Raw genomic sequence first — 21,191 nt, forward strand, 5'->3', positions numbered from 1 at the left:
TTTTTGAGGTCGTTACCGTGCAAAGAAATAACGATAATAGGACGAAAAAAGAGGAAGAAATAAATGAAAAATTTAACCTATTCAGGATTTCTTCGGTCGGATGAAAAGTTCTATTCGACAGGCGAAGAATGGGCTAACGCCATTACCCACGCCTTGGCAACTGTGGCAGCTATCGTGGGGCTAGTCTTCTTGACAATATATGCCACGGACTCTAATTCTCCGCTAGTCGTTACGACCGTTACTATTTTCGGATCTTCTTTAATACTGCTTTATTTAGCTAGTACTTTGTATCACGCAATACCATTTCCAAGAGCAAAAAGGATATTTCAATTGTTTGACCATTCTGCGATCTTTCTTCTGATTGCCGGAAGCTATACCCCTTTTACCTTAAATGTTCTGAACAATTGGATTGGCTATACCGTTTGTGCGGCTGTTTGGACCATCGCTATTTTCGGCATTGTCTTTCAACCCTGGCTCATAAAGATGAGCGATAAATGGAATACTTGTCTTTATTTGCTCCAAGGCTGGTGCATCCTTTTTGCGGCCAAGCCAATGTTTGATGCAATGCCGTTTACCGGCCTAGTATTGCTTGTTGCAGGAGGCCTGCTTTATTCTCTAGGCACAATCTTTTTTAACTGGCAGCGTCTTCCCTATCACCATGCTATTTGGCACATGTTTGTTTTAGGAGGGAGTCTGACTCATTATTTTGCCGTGATGTATACGTTTTAAATAGACAGTAGCCAGCTTCAAACTGCCTCTCAAAGAAAACATATTTTCAAAAGGACCGTTCAAACTTCGGTCCTTTGTCTTAACTTGGGTAACAAGCGAGGCAAAGGACAGCCATAAAAGTCCACAGTTTCTAAACTTATAGCTAGCATAAAAAATTCTAAAAAGGCTAACTATGCAGAATCCTTTGCTCTCACTTTTATTTTTATCTTGTTTTGCATTCTCAGTTTCGCATGCCTCCACGGGTGACGAAGCTGTCGCTAAGCATCGGGAGGGAAAATTTGAAGAGGCAGAACAAATTGCCAAGCAAGCCTGTGAAAATAATGACGCCAAAGGATGTTTTTACCTCGGCTTCAAGCTCCAGCAGGAATCAAAGCCGGAAGAATCTAATAAATATTATGAAAAGGCCTGCGGATTGAATTTTGCCGTAGGCTGTTTGTCTTTAGCCAATAATTACCGTCAAGGTTTAGGCGTTAACCGTGATCCTGAGGTAAGCATCCGGTTTTATCAAAGAGCCTGCGACCTTGGCGAAACATTAGCCTGCAGTCATCTTAGAAAGTAGGAAATAAATATGTTAAAGAAAAAAATCCTCTATACGTCACTCCTTTTATGCGCCTTCTCCCTTACTGCTTCGGCCTCTCAGGTTTATCTTGATGAATTTCAGGCTTTAGGAACTAATATCACTAGTCAAGTTAAAGCAGATACCGAGGAAAAAGCACAATTTTGTCAAAAGGTTATTAAAGACGAAACCCTCCGTCTCGAACAGCTTTTGTCGGCCTATATTCCCAGCAGTGACATTTCAAAATTAGGCACTTCAAATGGCAACTGGGTAGAAGTGAGCCCGGATACTGTAGAGATTCTGGATTTAACGAAGGATATCTGTGAAATAACTGATGGTGCTCTGGATCCTACGGTAGGAACCTTGGTTAAATTGTGGAGTGTTGACCATCCAAATCACCGCGTCCCTTCTCCTCAAGAAATTGAGGAGGCTCTTAAAAAAAGTAGACTATAAGCAAATCCAAACAAAGAAAGAAGGCGATAAATATTATGCCAAAATCGGAAAAGGTCAGGAAATTACTTTAGGGGCTACCGGGAAAGGTTTTATCGCTGACAAAATTGCTCAGAAACTTCGTGCAAATGAATGCAATAATGTTTTGGTAAGTCTTGGCGGCAACATTATCACCCTAGGCACAAACGGCAGAGGAGACCCATGGTTCATCGGAATACAAGAACCGGATCTTAAGAGAGGAAGAAACTTTGCAGCGGTTCCCTCCAAGGATGAATCTGTTGTGACCAGCGGGGATTATGAAAAATTCTTTATTAAAGATGGGAAAAAATATCACCATATTTTGAATCCGAAAACAGGTGAACCGGTTCCGGCTACCCTTTCCTCCGTTACTATCATTAATAGAAATTCCGGCTATGCAGACGGACTTTGCACTGCGTTATTTGTGATGGGCTGGGACGGTGCATTGAAATTTCTAGTCGAACATCCCGAATTAAAGGCAGTCCTTATCGATGAGAAACTTGAACATGCTGCTGCAACAGATAACCTCAAAGGAGATTTGTATGTGATTGAGCCTTTGTATCAAGTTGGTTTTATACGTAAAGAATAATCTGCCGGATTCCAAAAAAGTTTTTTTAGATTTCAGGAACACTTTCAATCGGTGTTCCTTTTGTTTTATAAAAAGAGCCAATCACGGATTGTTGACCGTAAGGTTCCCATGACTGTGATGAATATTTTCTAGCGAAGGTGAAAAATTGGCTTATTGAACAACCGAGAGGAGTTTTACATGAGCCAAGCCGACTACGTTCTTTCCTTTCCATCCGTTACAGTGGAAGCCAATCCGAGCCCAACAGTTGTCCCCGACGAACTTGAGGCAGCCGAGCAAGATATGCAAGAAGACGAGGTTGAGATATTTGAAATCGAGCCGGCCGCAGTAGAAAAGCCGGCAGAATTAGGACCAGCCTCGAAGCAAATTACCGTTTCTGTAAGATCGGAGGTTACTGTGAGCTATGAAACGGCGGATCCTAGCCTTGAAGCCAGAGGTTTGATAAAGATGCTTCTCGGAGTGCAGTCATGAGTTTTCTGAACTTTAAAGGCTGCAAGATTACGGTCGTCACCACTGCCACTGATCTACGAGCCGGTTACTTTAGACTGGAAGCCTTTGCTAGAAGCACTCTTAATATAGACATCTGCTCGGGCAATCATTGTGTTGTGTTTTTATCTCGTACACGGGCGCTGGCCAAGATTATCGCAGCTGACCAGTCGGGAATGACTTTGATAACCAGACGGCTGCATCATGGGAGCTTCCAACAGCTAATGAGTCTTCTTGACAGCCCGGCTAAAAGAAGCCTAACAGCTGAACAGCTCGTATCCTTTTTAAATGGAAAACGCATTGAAGGAGCCCGCAAAAACTACTTTAAGGAACAATAAGTTGTAACACTTTGTTTGATAACGAACGTTAAAAAAATCCATCCTATAAACCTTGATCACCAAGGCTTTTAGCCATGGTATTTGAGAGCTTTGGAGGGGACTGCTAAGGCCGGTTTTAATCTGCTTTCAGTTGCTTCATAATGAACAGTGTTCGGCATTCCCAACCGGAGAGCAAAGTGTTCAACAAGAAGCAGCTCAAAAATTTGTCACAAGAAGAACTCATTGAGCTTGTGCTTAAAACGGAAAAAGAAAAAGAAGAAATACAGGCACGATTTCGCGGGCTTTCCACAATTGTCATCAACGCATTTCACAACTGTAAAGAAGTGGCCTTATTAGCCGACAAATATCTGATTGCCGAAGATAAATGGATGGGGCTAGCCATTGAACAGCAGATCAGCCATATGCTTGAATCGCTCAGAGTCTTGGCTGAAAATAGTTCGAGTCAATTTCAAGCTTTACTGGGAAAAGGATCGGAAAAAATTGGCAGGGCTGAGGTTGATAAAGAACTCAAAGAAAACAAAGGTTCGTGGGTTAACGGCAGCAAAGAACTGATAGAGGCCACACGCATCGTTGATCAAGTCGTTAAATCGTTGCCGGAGAACACTCCGTTAGCCGGAGAATTTAAAAGCATCGTCAATGAGCCTGCTGCTTCGATTGCCGCTTTAGAAAAGAAACCGAGCCTTGGGCGCCAAAAGGTAAATCCAAAGGTAAGAGAGCGCACCGTTGTTCCTGCTTCCGACAAAGTTCCTCACTGTAAAGGCTGCACGGAAGAGATGATAAAGCTCTCTAGCTTTGTAGAAACAATAAGAAGAAAGACACTGCCGAAACTGGATAATCTTGAGGCGCTCTCTCAGCGGCAAGATGTTTATGTATGTCCCAAATGCGGACAAGCACATGTCAGGCTCCCGGTCGATGCAGAGCATCCGGTTAACTGCGCACGCACAGTCGGTACATCGATGCTGGTTGAGCTAGCTATGGGCCTTTACAGCGGAATACCGCTGCACAGACAGATTAAGGAGCTGCAGCAAAAGCTTTGCTTGGGCCATGACACCGTCTCGTACAACTTGCATGATTTAGCCCGCTTTTACCTGCATCCTCTTGCTCTGCTTTATGAATCCTCTTTAAAGAAAGCCGATGTACTAATCGCAGATGAAACTGTATTTCCGGTGCTTGAAGCTCAGGGAAGAGGAAAGTGTGCCAAGGAGTGCATGGATGAGACTAAGCTGCGCAAACAGAATTATCTTCTGGCTCTGACAACAGCAGCTTCAGCGCCTGAACAAATATTTATCCTTAAATATTTACCAAGCCGAAGCGCTCAAGCAATTAGCTCACAAATCACATCAGACTTCCAGTTCAATACTTTAGTAACCGATGGCTATAGCGCCTATGAAACAGTTCTTCAGGCACTAGGCGGGGAAAGAAAGCATCAAAGCTGTTTAATTCACTACCGGCGCAAACTTCTCAGTGCTCTGTTAAGCAGCAGTCTTTTAAAAGAACTTCATCAATCAGCGCTCGGTGAAAAAGAAAAGCTCAAGCAGATGAAGATAAGAGTCCAACAGGCTGAGCCGGGCAGCTGCGTGCTTATCTGTGTTGAGGCACTATCAAAGCTGTATAACCTGCAAGAGGCAATATCGAAGGAAGTCTCGCAGAGGAAGCAGGAGGAATACCGCAGGCGCCAGGACTCTTTATTAACGGCGGTAGATAAAATAATGTCCTGCCAAGCCGACAAAATCTGTATAAAAACTCAATCTGGTTTATATAAGAAAGGAGTCGGAGGCGGGTTGTACTCAGCGGCATGCGCTTACTATATGAATTTGCGCAATGAATTTAAGGTATTTATCGATGACTTCAAAGTACCGGCTGACTCTAATCTGGTAGAAAGCCGCTTGAGGCCGGTGACAGTTCTGAGGAAAAACATTTGGTATAAACAATCGGTTGAGTATTCGGTGGATATGTGCGACATCTACTCTATCTTTAAGACGCTCGAACTCAACGGCATAGCCCCAGTGGAATATTTGAAAAAGTACTGTCGGAGCGTCTATGGTCACGTCCTCGATAAGGCTTGGACAGAAGCGTTAAAAGACGGACACGATAAAACCAAGAAGATAGGTTCCTTGGACTTCAAGCACGGACTGGAAGATTACGACCTCAAGCCATGGCTTCCGTCTACCTACAAACAATTGCAAGCAGAGAGCTAATGCCGGAAAATCCACGGCTCTTATCGAGCCATGGGAACCTTACTCCTTAAAGTAGTTTTTGCGGGCTCCTTCAATGCGTTTTCCATTTAAAAAGGATACGAGCTGTTCAGCTGTTAGGCTTCTTTTAGCCGGGCTGTCAAGAAGACTCATTAGCTGTTGGAAGCTCCCATGATGCAGCCGTCTGGTTATCAAAGTCATTCCCGACTGGTCAGCTGCGATAATCTTGGCCAGCGCCCGTGTACGAGATAAAAACACAACACAATGATTGCCCGAGCAGATGTCTATATTAAGAGTGCTTCTAGCAAAGGCTTCCAGTCTAAAGTAACCGGCTCGTAGATCAGTGGCAGTGGTGACGACCGTAATCTTGCAGCCTTTAAAGTTCAGAAAACTCATGACTGCACTCCGAGAAGCATCTTTATCAAACCTCTGGCTTCAAGGCTAGGATCCGCCGTTTCATAGCTCACAGTAACCTCCGATCTTACAGAAACGGTAATTTGCTTCGAGGCTGGTCCTAATTCTGCCGGCTTTTCTACTGCGGCCGGCTCGATTTCAAATATCTCAACCTCGTCTTCTTGCATATCTTGCTCGGCTGCCTCAAGTTCGTCGGGGACAACTGTTGGGCTCGGATTGGCTTCCACTGTAACGGATGGAAAGGAAAGAACGTAGTCGGCTTGGCTCATGTAAAACTCCTCTCGGTTGTTCAATAAGCCAATTTTTCACCTTCGCTAGAAAATATTCATCACAGTCATGGGAACCTTACTGTTGACCTCCTTTCTCCGAAGCAAAAGGAAACCTCCTGAGAGGAAAACATCAGGAGGTATTTAGTTGCTGTAATTGATTTAACTACTTTTTAGCTGTGGGCTGCTGACTTGCTGCAGATGTTGCAGCTGGAGCTGGTTTAGAAGCAGGAACCAGAGCTGCAGACGGTTTAGAGGCTGGAGCAGGAGCCGGAGTAGCTGTTTGTGTCTTAGGTGCCGTAGATGCCGAGCTGGTTGCTGCCGGTACAGGAGCTGGTGCTTGAGCGTTAAAGCCTTCTTTAGTCTTTTCGTAAAGTTCCTTAGCAATCTTCTGAACGTCTTGAGACTGATTTACATTCGGCTGCTGATTGTTGCTGGCAGCACTTGTACTGTTAGGAGTCCAAGGCTGGGCGTCTTTTTTGAGCTGTTCAGGAGTTAAATTCTGCGGAGGCATCGGACTTGCGCTTGTGGAAGCAGAAATCGGGAATACCCAAGCTTCGTCAAGCGGAGGATATGCATTATTTGTCTTAATGTATTCATCAACCTGCTTGTAATCATGGCCAACGTCTTTATGGCAAGACAGACAATCTAATGTCTGATCTTTATAAAGAGCATGCCATGCCCCGATAGACGGATTCATCTTGTCATACATCAAAGATAAATCATGACAACCGCGGCAAGTATGGAAATTGTTGCCTTTAAACCAGCCGATTTCTTGTTGTTCAACTTCCGGTCGCTGTTGAAGCCATGTCATCGGAGTATCGAAACGGCCAATTACCTGACCGAATCCGCTATGAGAAGCTGCAACCACCTTATGGCCTAAAAGACTTATATAGCCTAATGGACCAAGAACAGGTTCTGAAGCATTGTACAAGTGACAATCGGAACACCCAGCAGTAACACCGGAGGGATTTCGGCCGTGTGCGCCCTGTTTCCATGCATACGCCACGCCATTCATAGTGTGGCAGAATGTTCCACAGAATTTGTCAGAGCCGGCCCAATTAACACCGCTTACCAGGCCACAAACGGCAAGAATACCTGCTAGGAAGCTGCCGCAAACTACCCAGAACATAAACCATTTTGATCTTTCTGCCATTTTATTCCTCCTCTAGAGGCCCACTGGCTGGAGCCTCTTAGAAGATTATTAATAGAGCTTAAATTAAATCAGGCAAGCGACTTAGAATGTTGTTGCCATTCCAAACACTGTTGTAAAGCCGTCCAAGTTGCTGTGCTTGAGAGCTTTACCGCCTTGACCGTAGTTAACACTACCGTAGAGAAGAGTTCTCTTGGAGAGCGGGTAGGTGTAACCTGAACCAATGGACCAAGCTTGGTACTTATCGCTGTCGTTGAGAATCTTACCTTTCACTCCATTAAGCTGAAGCATTAAAGTACCGCCGGCAACCGGAGTAGCGACAGAAACGGAAGCAGCGTTTTGACGAACACCTTTTGTCGGAATTTCTGTTGCGGGCTTTGTTGCCGTACTGGACGCATCAACGAGGTGAATCATATTGTAGTTAGGCATTCTTGTGCCATGATTTACAAACTGATAGGCACCGTACAGAGTAAATGCACCGAAGTCATAAGAAGCACCGGCGGTGTAATACTGAGTTTTGTCCAGCTTAGCCGGAGAGCCGTCTGCCAATTTGGTTCCCTTATGGTCTTCTAATTCAAACATGAAGTTGGAATTGAATGCTCCGACGTCATATGTCAAACCTAAGCCGTAGTAGTGGCTGTTCTTAGACCATTCTTTATCGTCACCGTCTATACCATTGGAGTACATGGCTGTGAACTGCAACCCATTGTATTTTTGTGTACGGTAGGCGATGGAATTGTCTAACCACCCGGTTGTCAGGAACACGCCGGCTAAGTTACCGATGGCGGTAAAACCTGTACCAAGGGCGCTGCCTCCGAGCATACTGTAATCACCGTCGCCGGAAGACAAGCCGGCTTGGTGACCGAATGTCAATCTGCCCCAGCCGCCTTGCAACCCTAAGAATGCTTGGTTATTGAAGGCACCGCCTCCAACTCCTTCACCATTGTCAAGCTTGAAGGCTTGCTGCAATGTGAAGATGGCCGCATTTCCGCCGCCCAGATCTTCAACACCCTTAATACCCCAGCTTGTCCAGTACCAGTTGCCGCTGGACATCTTGACTGTTGTGTCTTTGCCTCTTAATTTTTCAATTGTGACGCCGCCGTCTAATTCACCGAACAAGGTGATAGAGCTGCTTGTAGCGTCCATAGGAATCTGTGCGATAGCAGAACTAGCGTGGCTGGTATTGCTTGTTTCTGTAGAACTTGTTGAAGCAAATGCAACACCGCGACCTCTCTTTGTCGGACCAGAACGATACTGTACGCTTGGTGTGGCAGAAGCAGAGGACGCAGAAGCGGAAGGTTGCGAAGCACTGCTGGTGCTGTCGGCACTATTGGCTGCGAAGGCCGGAGTTAATGAAAGTGCGATCGCAGTCACCAAAAGTTTATATCCCGTCATGATCTCTCTCCAATGGAAATTAGATTTAACTAAACGTTCGAAATATTTAGAAATATTTCTAAACAACTGAGGTCAGTTTATATTCGGGAAAACCTTTACCCACAAAGTAGATCCCAAACAGAGACAAGTCTTAACTAGATTAATTGAGGGTTTTTACCTGAATTTTGAATAAATTGTTTAAAATATACAGCTTTTTTAAGGGATATAAAATCTTTAAGATTTCTATATAACTATTTAATTTTAAATAATATTTAAAAATTATTATGCATTCTTATATACAATGGTTATAAAAGAATAAGTTCAAATTAAATAACCTTACAAAACCCAAGATGGGTTCTTGGAAAGAGAAAAGAATTAGCTTTATTTGCAAAAAAGCAACAAGTTTTAAAAATGTGATTCAAAAAAACTACATATTATCGAGTAGAGGGTTGGGTTACCCCTTCCCCCTCTCACAGCACCCACCGTACGGTTCCGTAGTGGGCGCTTCATTAACAAATCGTCATAAAACAACCCTAATCTGGCGAAACGGCGGTTCTTGATGGCCAGGTTCATATGAGCCTGCCCCGAGTTCCACCATGCACCTCTGCCATTTACCGAACTTTTCCAGGCAGTCTCGGGATCCAGCCCCAATTTGATCAGGTTCCGTTCCCTCGTTTTGGGTCTCTTCCATGCAATCCAGATAAGTTTACGGAGATGATGGCGAATTCTTTCGTCCATTTCGCTCCAGTACTTTTTCCTGGTGTCAAGGCGATAGTAGTTCCTCCAACCCCTGAGGACGGGAGTTATTCTTTCTATCGTCGTCTTTAAGGAAGTTCCTCGTGCTGAGTTAAACATCTTGTGAAGTTTCGTTCATAGTCTCTTCACCGACTTTTCCGCCACGACAATACGTTTACTGTCTGCTTTGGAGAACGTGTAGCCGAGAAATGTTGAGTCCTTGGGACGAAAGGTTCCGCTCTTGTCACGATTGACTCGTAACTTGAGCTCTCCTTCCACGTATTGTGTGATGCTGTTTAACACTCGTTGCGCTGCTTTCTCAGACTTAACGTATATGTTGCAGTCATCAGCATACCTGACGTGACTCAGTCCTCTGGATTCGATTTCCCAATCGAGTTCCGTGAGCATAACATTTGAAAGCAATAGACTGAGGGGTGAACCTTGCGGCACCCCTTGTGTCCGAGGGCTTACAAGCCCGTCCTCCATGATGCCTGCGTTGAGGTATCTTCTTATTAGCTTCAGAAGTGGCTTATCTGTTATCACTCGATTGACTCTATCCATCAGAATGTCGTGGTTGACTCTGTCAAAGAATTTGGACAGATCCATTTCTACAACCCAACATTTGCCTGATTCCACATATTCTTGAGCTTCCAGCACTTCCTGCTGGCAGTTTCTTCCTTCCCTAAACCCGTAGCTTTTATTTGAGAATTGTTCCTCAAAGTCGCCTCCTATGGTCATCACTATGGCCTGTTGGATTGTGCGGTCAAGCAATGTTGGTATTCCCAACATTCTTGTTCCGCCGTTAGGTTTGGGAATGTCCACCCGTTTGACGGGCGCCGGTATGTAGGTGCCGTTTCTCAGTTTCTGCTTGATTTTCTCCCCATGTTTCTCCAGAAATTGTGATAAGTCCTCAAAAGTGATGCCGTCTACGCCGGCCGCACCTTTATTTCTTATCACCTTCTGGGCCGCTTCCTCGAGAACTAAACATACAATCTCGATTAGCGGAAGTCCTTTAGGTTCTGCTTTCGTCCATTGTGATTTCGCCATGACTAGCTCCTCTTGCTTCGGCTGTCTACCGCACCGCGCAGTTCTGGCCGCCTTGTGTTGTAACAGACGCTCTGAGAGCGTTAGTCTGAGCTCCTGCAATAGTCATGAGAGTAATCACCTCTACTTACATCGTTAATGTTCGGTCCTTCGAGTTGCCTCTACTATGACCTCGGCTGACTTCTGATTTAACATCCAGTTCCCTCTCGAGCCCTGTAGCCAGTGGCATTAAATCAGATCTCCCCAGGTATGACGCCGTTCTTTCCTGCCTGTCCATCGGATATACGTCCTAGGGTCCTGTATGAGTATTGGGCGTTGGGTAGTATGGCCCCCAAACCCGCCTAGACCGCCTCCTATCCGCTTCCTGTTCGTTGAACATGCATTTTGCTATCAGCTTCCTTCAAGCTTAACGTCGCCGTTGAACCCTTGCCGAGTCGCTAACCTTTCCCCTCATCGGGCAGGTTCGGGATTTGCACCCTATAGAAAGGCGCCCTGCTGGGCGCACCATGAAAAAAACAACATTCTTTGTTGTTTTTGATACTCAAAAGAAAATTTCAAATTGAGAAAAAAGGCGAAAGAAGGATTTTATTTTCCGTTCTTTCGCCAGCTGAAGTAAAAATGCTCTCTCTGATTGTTTTGTTATTCGTTAACCTGGAAATGACTCATATTTGTAGTCGTTCCACACTTCCTCGGCAGTTGGAAGGATCCATTTTCCGTCCACCCCTTTCTTTGTAGTCTCTTTGAGTTTTGAGACAGTTGTGCCGCAGGTCCAAACTTTATAATTTCTCATCTGGGTGCAAAGACAACATTTAGTTTGGAGAGCCTCTGTGGATTCCTGATGTCTTTCCTGCCATTCTTTTAAATAAGAACAGGTCCCGTGATTGAGCAGATAGCCGTAGGATTCACAATTGGGACGGATGTCACTCGAAAGAGCCGGCGAAGACTTCAGCATTCTCATAGGGTATCCCGTGGGAGAAAAATGATTGACTTCAACGTCTTTATCTTCGGCATTGATATAGACCTGTTTAACTTCATCAGGCAGACCGGACTCTTTAACGATAGTAAACCGGGTGGCAGCCTGAATACCGTCTGCGCCTACTTCCTTAACAAACCTAGTTGCTTCTTTTCCGGAGTAGATACCGCCCGCGGCGATAACGGGAATCTGCAGTCCGTCTTTAGAAACAAACTCTTTTACTTCCCGAACAATCTTTTCCAAGCTGAAGTTTTTCCAATCATCGCCAAAGCCTAAATGACCTCCAGCCAATGGTCCTTCCACGATGACGTAATCGGGAAGTCTTCCCAGTGACGCTGTCTTCTTAAGGAATAAATTTAAGGCGCGAGTGGAAGAAACAACGATTCCTAGCAAGGCATCATTGAATCTTTTATTCTCCTGCATTAATTTAAAGCTGGACAAATGCAAACCGGCTGAGAGAGTAATTCCATCAATACCGGCATCTAAGGCGGAATTTAAACGAACTTTTAAAGTTGAAAGGCTGTCGTTCATCGTCAGCTTTTCCATACAGTTGACAAGAACAAGGCCCTTACCCTTTGCCCTGTCCATCACATCACAGATATAAGATTTTGTGGCATCAGCAAGTCTGTCCAAGTCAAAATAATTGTTAGATTTATCCCATTGGGGAATGAAAGACTTCAGCCTTTCAGTTCTTTCCTTTGTAAAGTGTGTTCCCAAAGCTTTGTCGGCAACATCGGGCAGCATGGCATCTGAAAGATGAGCAATTCCTCCCAGTTTTTCAATAGCAAGAACAAGTTCAGCCGTTGAAATATTCGTTCCCATTCCGCCAACCATTAGCGGAAGAAAGTCTCTGCCTTTAAAAGATAAGGAAAAGTCATTTAAGCAAGTCATTGTTATTACCTTTAGTTAACACACTTGCTATTTTGAAAGGTTGCAGGCAAAGAAAAACGAGCAAAATATCAGGAGATATCCCGGAAATTTTACTCGTTTTTCTGTAGATTTTTGTGCTAGGGAAAACCCTTTTTACTTATTTTTATTGTTGTGCTGAAAATCTATCTTTTTCCTGTCAAGGCACCGTGTCCGGTTCTAATTAAAACAAACCAACCAGACAACATAACAATTAAACCTAACCACATAACAGGATCATAATGAATGCCGCATACAGCAGTGATGTAGCCAAGTGCGATAAGTCCGATGGAAAACATCATGTGCTTGATCGTCTTTTTCTGCAATTTTGAAAACACTTTTAATCTCGGTAGTTTCGACCCGGAGATTATACCTTTAAAAAGATTTATTAGCTAATTAAAAAATATATAACTACCTGAATTTTTTATGTTTTTTGGATTTAACTCTAATAGAAGCCTTAAGCCTCAAAGGATATAAAAAATAGTAGTGTTTATACCTATTCTGGCATATTTTGTATATAAAAATTAATTTTTTTTCAGAAGCAGGCATATTTAGGGGCCGGTGAGCTTGAGGGGCCTTGTTGAATTCTGAAGCTGTTATCGAAAATTTATTTCCAGCAAAAACAAAACCCTCGGAGCCGTAATGACTTCGAGGGTCTGTTTTAAATAATTGAGCCCGGAGGCTACCTACTTTCGCAAGAAATACAACTCACTATCATCGGCGTGGAGGCGTTTCACTGTCCTGTTCGGGATGGGAAGGAGTGGTTCCACCCTGCTATGGCCTCCGGGCTTTAACTTGTTCTGCATCTTTCGATGCTCGGAAATTCTTATCAATCTTGACGAGCATTTAAGCTCTGCTTTGTTTAACTTTACTTGCTACAACCAACGCGGGCTTTAAGCTTCACGGTTATAGGATCAAGCCTCACGAGCAATTAGTATCAGTTAGCTCAATGCCTTACAGCACTTACACACCTGACCTATCGACGTCCTGGTCTCGAACGACTCTTTTGGGAGGTTTTACCTCCGGGAAGACTCATCTTCAGGCAAGTTTCCCGCTTAGATGCTTTCAGCGGTTATCTCTTCCGCACTTAGCTACCCGGCTATGCCACTGGCGTGACAACCGGTACACCAGAGGTGCGTCCACTCCGGTCCTCTCGTACTAGGAGCAGCCCCCGTCAATCTTCCAACGCCCACGGCAGATAGGGACCAAACTGTCTCACGACGTTTTAAACCCAGCTCACGTACCTCTTTAAATGGCGAACAGCCATACCCTTGGGACCGACTTCAGCCCCAGGATGAGATGAGCCGACATCGAGGTGCCAAACACCGCCGTCGATATGAACTCTTGGGCGGTATCAGCCTGTTATCCCCAGAGTACCTTTTATCCGTTGAGCGATGGCCCTTCCATTCAGTGCCACCGGATCACTATGACCTGCTTTCGCATCTGCTCGAGTTGTAGCTCTCGCAGTCAAGCACGCTTTTGCCATTGCACTATCAGCACGATTTCCGACCGTACCTAGCGTACCTTCGTACTCCTCCGTTACCCTTTAGGAGGAGACCGCCCCAGTCAAACTGCCTACCATGCACGGTCCCAAACAGTGTGGTCCTGTCTTGGTTAGAACCGCAAACAAATCAGGGTGGTATTTCAAGGTTGACTCCAGAGGAGCTGGCGCTCCTCTTTCTCTGTCTCCCACCTATCCTACACAAATCGGTTCACAGTTCAATGCAAAGCTGCAGTAAAGGTTCATGGGGTCTTTCCGTCTAGCCGCGGGTAGATTGCATCATCACAAACACTTCAACTTCACTGAGTCTCGGGAGGAGACAGTGTGGCCATCGTTATGCCATTCGTGCAGGTCGGAACTTACCCGACAAGGAATTTCGCTACCTTAGGACCGTTATAGTTACGGCCGCCGTTTACTGGGACTTCGATCAAGGCCTCTCAGCCCATCAATTAATCTTCCAGCACCGGGCAGGCATCACACCCTATACGTCGTCTTTCGACTTTGCAGAGTGCTGTGTTTTTAATAAACAGTCGCAGCCACCTATTCTCTGAGACCGTCTCACGCTCAAGGTGTCTCTCCTCTCACGCTACTGCGGCACACCTTCTTCCGAAGTTACGGTGTCAATTTGCCGAGTTCCTTCTCCCGAGTTCTCTCAAGCGCCTGAGCATATTCAGCTCGCCCACCAGTGTCGGTTTGCGGTACGGTCCTCTCAGACTGTAGCTTAGAGGTTTTTCCTGGAAGAGTTTCCAATCACTTCGCTCCCGTGGGAGCACCACTTCCGATCCGGACGATCCGTTGGCGGATTTGCCTGCCAACCGTCCTCGTCTAAGTACCGAGTAGTCCAACACTCGGATGACCTTAGCCTCTCCGTCACCCCTTCGCATCTGACAGCGGTCCGGGAATATTAACCCGGTTCCCATCGGCTACGCCTTTCGGCCTGACCTTAGGGGCCGACTCACCCTGCTCCGATGAACGTAGAGCAGGAAACCTTGGGCTTGCGGCGAGAGGGCTTTTCACCCTCTTTAACGTTACTCATGTCAGCATTCGCACTTCTGATATCTCCAGCAGACTTCTCAATCCGCCTTCTCAGACTTACAGAACGCTCCCCTACCACGCATGGATTTTTCCATGCATCCGCGGCTTCGGTTAGCAGCTTAGCCCCGTTACATCTTCCGCGCAGAAAGACTCGACCAGTGAGCTATTACGCTTTCTTTGAAGGATGGCTGCTTCTAAGCCAACTTCCTGGTTGTCACGGCCTTTCCACTTCGTTTTCCACTTAGCTGCTATTGGGGACCTTAGCCGGCGGTCTGGGTTGTTTCCCTTTTGAGTCCGGACGTTAGCACCCGGTGCTCTGTCTCCCGTGTATAGCTTCCAGGTATTCGGAGTTTGCCTTGGTTTGGTAAGACTACATGTCCCCCTAGCCAAAACAGTGCTCTACCCCCTGGAGCCTTCACACGAGGCACTACCTCAATAGTTTTCGGGGAGAACCAGCTATCTCCAGATTTGTTTGGCCTTTCACCCCTATCCACAGCTCATCCGCTAATTTTGCAACACTAGTCGGTTCGGTCCTCCAGTGTGTGTTACCACACCTTCAACCTGGCCATGGATAGCTCATCTGGTTTCGGGTCTACACCCTGCGACTTTTCGCTCTATTCGAACTCGCTTTCGCTTCGGCTTCCCTATTCGGTTAACCTCGCCACAGAATGTAAGTCGCTGACCCATTATGCAAAAGGTACGCAGTCACCTCAAAAAAAGGCTCCTACTGTTTGTATGCATGCGGTTTCAGGTTCTATTTCACTCCCCTCCCGGGGTTCTTTTCGCCTTTCCCTCACGGTACTGGTTCACTATCGGTCGATCACTAGTATTTAGCCTTGGAGGATGGTCCCCCCTTCTTCAGACAGGATTCCTCGTGTCCCGCCTTACTTCTCGTTTCCTTAGTACCATTCGGACAATTTTAAATACAGGGCTATCACCTTCTCTGGCTGAGCTTTCCATCTCATTCTTCTATTATCCAAACTATCAAAAACTAGGCTCCTCCGGGTTCGCTCGCCGCTACTGCCGGAATCTCGGTTGATTTCTTTTCCTGAGGATACTTAGATGTTTCAGTTCTCCTCGTTCGCCTCGCATGACTATGGATTCATCATGCGATAACCCTTATCGGGCTGGGTTCCCCCATTCAGATATCTGCGGATCTATGCTCGTTTGCCAGCTCCCCGCAGCTTTTCGCAGGCTGCCACGTCTTTCTTCGCCTGTGATCGCCAAGGCATCCACCACATGCACTTAGTCGCTTGATCCTATAACCCTGCCGCCTATTGCCCGGCAGCGTTACAAGCAACCGCTAAACGCTGTTCCCATTACGCTGTTTATGTCTTCGCTTTCAAGTTTCTCACAAAGTTTTGCTTTGTTATGACTCGTCAATCTTTTCCCGTTTACGTTTCCATAAACGTTTTCAATTGATTCAAATTTCCGATTTTTTAAAGAACTATCTTCTTCAATCTATCGACTGCCGATAAGAGCGGACACTCAAATCTTCAAGCAAAAACTCTTGAAAGGAGGTGATCCAGCCGCACCTTCCGGTACGGCTACCTTGTTACGACTTAACATTAGTCACGGTGCTCACCGTGGTCGCCGCCCTCCTTGCGGTTAGGCTAACGACTTCTGGTAAACACCACTCCCATTGTTTGACGGGCGGTGTGTACAAGACCCGGGAACGTATTCACCGCGGCATGCTGATCCGCGATTACTAGCGATTCCGACTTCATGCAGTCGAGTTGCAGACTGCAATCCGGACTACGATCGGTTTTCTGGGATTTGCTCCGCCTCTCGGCTTCGCTGCCCTCTGTTCCGACCATTGTATGACGTGTGAAGCCCTACCCATAAGGGCCATGAGGACTTGACGTCATCCCCACCTTCCTCCGGTTTGTCACCGGCAGTCTCACTAGAGTGCCCTTTCGTAGCAACTAGTGACAAGGGTTGCGCTCGTTGCGGGACTTAACCCAACATCTCACGACACGAGCTGACGACAGCCATGCAGCACCTGTGTGCAGATCCTCTTGCGAGCTCTCCTCATTACAAGGAGTTGTCTGCCATGTCAAGGGTAGGTAAGGTTTTTCGCGTTGCATCGAATTAATCCACATCATCCACCGCTTGTGCGGGTCCCCGTCAATTCCTTTGAGTTTTAGTCTTGCGACCGTACTTCCCAGGCGGTCAACTTCTCGCGTTAGCTGCGTTACTGAAAGTTTTACCTCCCAACAACTAGTTGACATCGTTTAGGGCGTGGACTACCAGGGTATCTAATCCTGTTTGCTCCCCACGCTTTCGTGTATGAGCGTCAGTTGCGTCCCAGGGGGCTGCCTTCGCCATCGGTGTTCTTCCAAATATCTACGCATTTCACTGCTACACTTGGAATTCCACCCCCCTCTGACGCACTCTAGTCTTGCAGTCATGTATGGCTTTCCCAGGTTAAGCCCGGGGCTTTCACATCCATCTTGCAAAACCGCCTGCACACCCTTTACGCCCAGTAATTCCGATTAACGCTCGCACCCTACGTATTACCGCGGCTGCTGGCACGTAGTTAGCCGGTGCTTATTCTTAGAGTACCGTCATCGTCTATCGGTATTATCAATAGACTTTTCGTTCTCTACAAAAGTGGTTTACAACCCGAAGGCCGTCTTCCCACACGCGGAATAGCTGGATCAGGCTTGCGCCCATTGTCCAAAATTCCCCACTGCTGCCTCCCGTAGGAGTCTGGGCCGTGTCTCAGTCCCAGTGTGGCTGGTCGTCCTCTCAGACCAGCTACTGATCGTCGCCTTGGTAAGCCTTTACCTTACCAACTAGCTAATCAGTCATCGGCCGCTCCGCTCGCGAGAGGCCCTCGCGGGTCCCCCTCTTTCATCCTCGGATCTCATGCGGTATTAGCTCCCCTTTCGGGAAGTTGTCCCCCACGAGCGGATACGTTCCGATGTCTTACTCACCCGTTCGCCACTCGTCGACAGAGGAAAGCAAGCTTTCCTCCTCGTTACCGTTCGACTTGCATGTGTAAAGCGTTCCGCCAGCGTTCAATCTGAGCCAGGATCAAACTCTTTTGTTTAATCTCTGTTGTCGCTCTTACTCTTCGTTTCGGTTTTGACGGAGCATTTCCTACTCCGTTTGCCTCACAAAGCGAGCTTCTTAAATTTAATCTCTTTGCTTTCGCTCTTAAACTTAAGTGCCCGCTCTTATCGGTTCGTCGATAAATTTTTAAAGAACTTGCGTCGCTGATTTCGTGTTCGTCATCAACAACGAGGTGCGAACTATAAATACCTTTTTTGAGCTTGTCAAACCTCTTGATGAAAATTTTTTATGATAAAAGGACTAAAATAGATAAATTGTGCGTTTTTTCAATCCTTTACAACGAATGTAAAAAAGTGAAAAAAAAGACTGCCGTTTTAGCAGTCTCTTCTCTTATTGGTCTTTTCGGTTATTTTCTAGAAGCTCCCCAAACATCTCCCCAGGAACCTGTCAAAGCACCCTTAGCATAGTCGACAACTCGGTTTTCAAAGAAATTCGTGTGGGTCACACCTAACATGGCATCTACCCAAGGAAGCGGATTATGCGGGTGAGCAAAAATCGCTTTCATCCCCATGGCTGTTAGCCTTCTATCAGCAATATAACGGATGTATCCCTTAACTTCTTGAGGAGTTAAGTTCTGCTTAGACATATCATTGACGTCAAAAGCCAAGTCAATAAATCTGTCTTCCAGTTCGACCATTTTTTCAGCGATTTCATAAATTCTGCGCTTTAAACGATCATTCCAGAGATGGGGTTCCTCAATGAGATACTCTCTAAAGAGACGGATCATGCTTTCAGTATGAAGGGTTTCGTCATTAATTGACCAAGCGATAATCTGCCCCATTCCCCTCATGGTTCCGTTTCGTGTGAAATTCAACAGCATCACAAAGCTGGAAAAGAGCTGCATACCTTCAGTAAAGGCCGAAAAAGCTGCCATTTTTACCGCAATATTCTCATCTTCGTTGTCGGCGAGCCCGTGGAAAAAGTCATGTTTGTCTGCCATGGCTTCGTATTCCAAGAATTCGTTGTAAACCGTCTCCGGCATGCCGATGGTTTCGATCAAATGAGAATATGCGGCAATATGCACGGCCTCTCTAGCAGCGAAGCTTGAAAGCATCATACGGATTTCCGGGCATGGGAAGAATGGAAGGTAAGTTTTAACGTAGGCAGAGCTGACGTCGATATCACCTTGGGTAAAAAAGCGAAAAACTTTTGTCAGAAAGTCCTTTTCATCCTCTGTCAAAACGTTTTTCCAATCTTTTACATCTTCAATCATTGGCACTTCTGTCCAGAGCCAGTGCATTTGTTCACTGGCAACGAAAGCGTCATAAGCCCAAGGATAAGAAAACGGCTTATAAAAATTTCTTGAATTTGTGAGAGTACTTGTTTTTGTTGTCATTTCTTATCTCTTATCCTTCACAAGCTAAACAGAAAGAATCATTCATAAGAGTCTTCATGTCAATTTCTTCTTCTAAACGGCGGCGTTCGATCTTTTCTCCGACTTTATCTGCTTTACGGAGTTTGTCGCTTCTGCAGTAGTACAAACTCTTCAAGCCGTTTTTCCATGCCAAATAATGGCAGGCATGCAAATATGCAATGGAAACGTCAGCAGGAAAGAATAAATTTAAAGATTGTCCTTGATCGATGTAATTCTGACGATCAGCCGCAAGGTCAATCAACCATCTTTGGTCGATCTCTTGAGCAGTTTTAAATACGTCCCGGATTTCCTGAGGAAGTGCTTCAAGATGCTGAACCGAGCCGTCATGGTTGATGATGTTGCTCCATACTTCTTCAGTATTCAAACCGTATTCATCCAGGACTCTTTCCAGCATTCTATTCTTAATAATGTGAGCACCTGAAAGAGTGTCCTGACGATAAATGTTGGCTCTCATCGGTTCAATAGAAGGAGATGTAGCCTGCATAATCAAACTTGAGCTAGCATTCGGGGCAACAGCCATCCAGTGAGAAAATCTTCTTTCAATTCCTGCATCTTTTGCATCCGGACAAGCCCCTCTGAGTTCGCAGAGAATCTTGTCTCCTTTCTCGCATTCATTATGAATATGGCTAAATACTTTGTTATTGATAACTTTAGCCAAAACAGATTCAAGAGGAATCTTTTTGGACTGAAGGTAAGCATGAAAACCTAGAGCTCCGATGCCAATTGATCTTTCTCTAAGAGCCGAATACCTGGCTCGTTCAATGTGATCGGGAGCATGATCAATGAAATATTGAAGAACATTATCCAAAAATTCCATTACATCAGGGATAAATTGTTCATTTTTTGCCCACTCGTCGTAATACTCGATATTCAAAGAGCTCAAACAGCAAACAGCCGTTCTCTTCTCATTAGTCGGCAAAAAGATTTCCGTACAGAGATTAGAGCCATGAATCTTCAAGTTTTTATCTGCAAGCCAAGTCGGAAGCGCACGGTTTGCGGCATCGATAAACACGATGTACGGTTCCCCGGTTTGCATCCTCAATTCAAGAAGTCGCTGCCATAAATCTCTTGCGGACACGACTTCAACTACTCTTTGACTGTTAGGATCTTTTAATTCCCAAGAATCATCGGCATCCGGATCCTCCATACTCTTTTCAATCAAGCGCATGAATTTGTCGGAAATACAGACTCCATGGTGCAGATTTAATGTTCTGATATTTTGGTCGCCCGTCGGCTTTCTCATTTCTAAGAATTGAACGATGTCGGGATGATCCATAGAAAGGAAAGCTGCATAAGAACCTCTGCGTGTTCTGCCCTGACGGTAAGCCAAACATGCTGCGTCATAAATTTTCAAATGAGGCATTACACCGACCGACTTATCGTCGGCACTTCTAATATCAATATGGATACCCACTCCGCCACCGAGCATTGAGAGCCAGTTAACTTCAGAAAGCGTGTTTACAAGACCCTCTGCAGTATCCGGCATGTAAACCTCAAAACAGCTGATTGGAAGCCCTTTTTTACTTCTGCCGAATGACAGGATTGGTGTGGAAAAAGAAAGCCAATGTTTAGAAGCGTAATCGTAGATTCTCTGGGCATGAGCAGGATTAGATGCGAAGGCCTCGGAAACATAAGCGAATCTTTCCTGAGGGCTGACCTCTTCGTCACGCATATAGCTTTCCTTAAGTCTCTTATAGGATATTCCCTTTATCAGCTCATCTCTTGAGAGATCCAGATTCAGCGGCATTTATGTCAGTTCCTTTTAGCTTATAAATTAATTCTTGAATTTCGGGATTCTACCTAAGTTAAGTTAGGCGGAACAAAAAAAAGGAGGCGATGTTAAGCCAAGGCGATTTTGAGAGTCAGAAAACAACACGATTTTGAGAGAGCCAATTTTTAAGTGAAAGTCTTGCAAATTCTGTGGCTTTTAATTGCAATGAAAGGGGGTATTAACTCAGGTAAGCGTAGCGAACCTGAGT

General features: G+C 45.6%; 17 protein-coding genes and 3 rRNA genes. 7 read left to right on the top strand and 13 right to left on the bottom strand.

Translation table 11 applies throughout. The features are described from left to right. The first annotated feature begins 63 nt into the window (after window positions 1–63). The 7 genes from trhA to ADH67_RS11210 all read left to right on the top strand — a co-directional run bounded on the left by trhA (window position 64) and on the right by ADH67_RS11210 (window position 5,361). Entirely contained in the window at window positions 64–729 is a 666-nt protein-coding gene (trhA, locus tag ADH67_RS11185; RefSeq protein WP_066592210.1) for a PAQR family membrane homeostasis protein TrhA, read from the top strand. 172 nt (window positions 730–901) lie between these two features. Next, window positions 902–1,288 carry a tetratricopeptide repeat protein gene (locus tag ADH67_RS11190; protein WP_066592207.1) on the top strand — a complete coding sequence of 129 codons (387 nt, stop codon included), beginning with the start codon at window positions 902–904 and terminating at the stop codon, window positions 1,286–1,288. 9 nt (window positions 1,289–1,297) lie between these two features. Beyond that, window positions 1,298–1,738, top strand: coding sequence for an FAD:protein FMN transferase (locus ADH67_RS13680; RefSeq protein WP_236578484.1), 441 nt, complete (start codon window positions 1,298–1,300; stop codon window positions 1,736–1,738). Continuing rightward, the gene (locus ADH67_RS13685; protein ID WP_236578482.1) at window positions 1,707–2,342 is read left to right on the top strand and encodes an FAD:protein FMN transferase; all 636 of its coding nucleotides are present in this window, start codon (window positions 1,707–1,709) and stop codon (window positions 2,340–2,342) included. Before ADH67_RS13680 ends, ADH67_RS13685 begins: the two co-directional genes overlap by 32 nt. Window positions 2,343–2,519: 177 nt before the next feature. Further along, on the top strand, window positions 2,520–2,810 hold the full coding sequence (locus tag ADH67_RS11200) for a hypothetical protein (RefSeq protein WP_066591529.1): 291 nt from the start codon (window positions 2,520–2,522) through the stop codon (window positions 2,808–2,810). Continuing rightward, window positions 2,807–3,163, top strand: coding sequence for an IS66 family insertion sequence element accessory protein TnpB (gene tnpB, locus ADH67_RS11205; protein ID WP_066591535.1), 357 nt, complete (start codon window positions 2,807–2,809; stop codon window positions 3,161–3,163). The genes ADH67_RS11200 and tnpB (ADH67_RS11205) overlap by 4 nt, the downstream gene beginning before the upstream one ends. Window positions 3,164–3,339: 176 nt before the next feature. Beyond that, entirely contained in the window at window positions 3,340–5,361 is a 2,022-nt protein-coding gene (locus ADH67_RS11210; RefSeq protein ID WP_066592205.1) for an IS66 family transposase, read from the top strand. A gap of 39 nt (window positions 5,362–5,400) precedes the next feature. On the opposite strand, the gene tnpB (ADH67_RS11215) is transcribed toward ADH67_RS11210, so the two are convergent. The 13 genes from tnpB (ADH67_RS11215) to ADH67_RS11275 all read right to left on the bottom strand — a co-directional run bounded on the left by tnpB (ADH67_RS11215) (window position 5,401) and on the right by ADH67_RS11275 (window position 20,959). Beyond that, window positions 5,401–5,754: an IS66 family insertion sequence element accessory protein TnpB gene (gene tnpB / locus ADH67_RS11215; protein WP_066592202.1), complete on the bottom strand. Its 354-nt coding sequence runs from the start codon at window positions 5,752–5,754 to the stop codon at window positions 5,401–5,403. Continuing rightward, window positions 5,751–6,041, bottom strand: coding sequence for a hypothetical protein (locus tag ADH67_RS11220; protein ID WP_066591529.1), 291 nt, complete (start codon window positions 6,039–6,041; stop codon window positions 5,751–5,753). Before ADH67_RS11220 ends, tnpB (ADH67_RS11215) begins: the two co-directional genes overlap by 4 nt. Before the next feature lie 163 nt (window positions 6,042–6,204). After that, the gene (locus tag ADH67_RS13690) at window positions 6,205–7,194 is read right to left on the bottom strand and encodes a NapC/NirT family cytochrome c (protein ID WP_066592196.1); all 990 of its coding nucleotides are present in this window, start codon (window positions 7,192–7,194) and stop codon (window positions 6,205–6,207) included. Window positions 7,195–7,275: 81 nt separating this feature from the next. Continuing rightward, a complete protein-coding gene (locus ADH67_RS11230; protein ID WP_084081454.1) occupies window positions 7,276–8,586 on the bottom strand; it encodes a porin in 1,311 nt (436 codons plus the stop codon). 384 nt (window positions 8,587–8,970) lie between these two features. Beyond that, on the bottom strand, window positions 8,971–9,420 hold the full coding sequence (locus tag ADH67_RS13545; RefSeq protein ID WP_089275758.1) for a group II intron maturase-specific domain-containing protein: 450 nt from the start codon (window positions 9,418–9,420) through the stop codon (window positions 8,971–8,973). A 15-nt stretch (window positions 9,421–9,435) separates the two neighbouring features. Continuing rightward, a complete protein-coding gene (gene ltrA / locus ADH67_RS11240) occupies window positions 9,436–10,347 on the bottom strand; it encodes a group II intron reverse transcriptase/maturase (protein ID WP_066592194.1) in 912 nt (303 codons plus the stop codon). Window positions 10,348–10,990: 643 nt separating this feature from the next. After that, window positions 10,991–12,208, bottom strand: coding sequence for a nitronate monooxygenase (locus ADH67_RS11245; protein ID WP_066592192.1), 1,218 nt, complete (start codon window positions 12,206–12,208; stop codon window positions 10,991–10,993). Window positions 12,209–12,369: 161 nt separating this feature from the next. After that, window positions 12,370–12,549, bottom strand: coding sequence for a hypothetical protein (locus ADH67_RS11250; RefSeq protein WP_143597745.1), 180 nt, complete (start codon window positions 12,547–12,549; stop codon window positions 12,370–12,372). 347 nt (window positions 12,550–12,896) lie between these two features. Then, window positions 12,897–13,011: ribosomal RNA gene (gene rrf / locus ADH67_RS11255) — 5S ribosomal RNA — on the bottom strand. 122 nt (window positions 13,012–13,133) lie between these two features. Then, window positions 13,134–16,018 (bottom strand): 23S ribosomal RNA (locus tag ADH67_RS11260). A gap of 254 nt (window positions 16,019–16,272) precedes the next feature. Then, window positions 16,273–17,814, bottom strand: a 16S ribosomal RNA gene (locus ADH67_RS11265). The 16S, 23S and 5S rRNA genes sit together here, the layout of an rRNA operon. A 369-nt stretch (window positions 17,815–18,183) precedes the next feature. Beyond that, window positions 18,184–19,173, bottom strand: a complete 990-nt coding sequence (locus tag ADH67_RS11270) for a ribonucleotide-diphosphate reductase subunit beta (protein WP_066592188.1) — start codon at window positions 19,171–19,173, stop codon at window positions 18,184–18,186. Between the two features lie 10 nt (window positions 19,174–19,183). Further along, window positions 19,184–20,959: a ribonucleoside-diphosphate reductase subunit alpha gene (locus tag ADH67_RS11275; protein ID WP_066592185.1), complete on the bottom strand. Its 1,776-nt coding sequence runs from the start codon at window positions 20,957–20,959 to the stop codon at window positions 19,184–19,186. Window positions 20,960–21,191: the final 232 nt, after the last annotated feature.

Source organism: Turicimonas muris, from assembly GCF_002221595.1.
Classification (GTDB): domain Bacteria; phylum Pseudomonadota; class Gammaproteobacteria; order Burkholderiales; family Burkholderiaceae_F; genus Turicimonas; species Turicimonas muris.

Coding starts and splice junctions, on each gene's coding strand:
- trhA (WP_066592210.1), top strand. CDS start 64: ATGAAAAATTTAACCTATTCAGGATTTCTTCGGTCGGATGAAAAGTTC.
- ADH67_RS11190 (WP_066592207.1), top strand. CDS start 902: ATGCAGAATCCTTTGCTCTCACTTTTATTTTTATCTTGTTTTGCATTC.
- ADH67_RS13680 (WP_236578484.1), top strand. CDS start 1,298: ATGTTAAAGAAAAAAATCCTCTATACGTCACTCCTTTTATGCGCCTTC.
- ADH67_RS11200 (WP_066591529.1), top strand. CDS start 2,520: ATGAGCCAAGCCGACTACGTTCTTTCCTTTCCATCCGTTACAGTGGAA.
- tnpB (WP_066591535.1), top strand. CDS start 2,807: ATGAGTTTTCTGAACTTTAAAGGCTGCAAGATTACGGTCGTCACCACT.
- tnpB (WP_066592202.1), bottom strand. CDS start 5,754: ATGAGTTTTCTGAACTTTAAAGGCTGCAAGATTACGGTCGTCACCACT.
- ADH67_RS11220 (WP_066591529.1), bottom strand. CDS start 6,041: ATGAGCCAAGCCGACTACGTTCTTTCCTTTCCATCCGTTACAGTGGAA.
- ADH67_RS13690 (WP_066592196.1), bottom strand. CDS start 7,194: ATGGCAGAAAGATCAAAATGGTTTATGTTCTGGGTAGTTTGCGGCAGC.
- ADH67_RS11230 (WP_084081454.1), bottom strand. CDS start 8,586: ATGACGGGATATAAACTTTTGGTGACTGCGATCGCACTTTCATTAACT.
- ADH67_RS13545 (WP_089275758.1), bottom strand. CDS start 9,420: ATGTTTAACTCAGCACGAGGAACTTCCTTAAAGACGACGATAGAAAGA.
- ltrA (WP_066592194.1), bottom strand. CDS start 10,347: ATGGCGAAATCACAATGGACGAAAGCAGAACCTAAAGGACTTCCGCTA.
- ADH67_RS11245 (WP_066592192.1), bottom strand. CDS start 12,208: ATGACTTGCTTAAATGACTTTTCCTTATCTTTTAAAGGCAGAGACTTT.
- ADH67_RS11270 (WP_066592188.1), bottom strand. CDS start 19,173: ATGACAACAAAAACAAGTACTCTCACAAATTCAAGAAATTTTTATAAG.
- ADH67_RS11275 (WP_066592185.1), bottom strand. CDS start 20,959: ATGCCGCTGAATCTGGATCTCTCAAGAGATGAGCTGATAAAGGGAATA.